At 49.6% G+C, this 224-nt stretch carries 1 protein-coding gene; it reads left to right on the top strand.

Annotated elements, in window-relative coordinates:
* Positions 1–224 (top strand): Ig-like domain-containing protein (locus AN389_RS20485; protein ID WP_160318653.1); only part of this gene is annotated, 224 nt, incomplete at both ends.

Here is a 224-nt window from a genome sequence, read left to right on the forward strand (position 1 = left end):
ACGGTGAGCGATGTGGAAGACGGTCAAACTGTGACGGTGATGATCAGCGATGGTACAAACCAAGTTGAAACCACGGCACTTGTACAAAACGGCGAATACATCACCGATCCGATTGATGCAAGCGCATTAAACGATGGCACACTCACTGCTACAGCCAGCGTATCCGATGTAGCAGGTAACCCTGTTACAGCTGAGGATACAGTTGAACTTGATAACACCGCAGC

The organism is Pseudoalteromonas sp. P1-7a (genome assembly GCF_001401855.1).
In the GTDB taxonomy this organism is placed as follows: Bacteria; Pseudomonadota; Gammaproteobacteria; order Enterobacterales; family Alteromonadaceae; genus Pseudoalteromonas.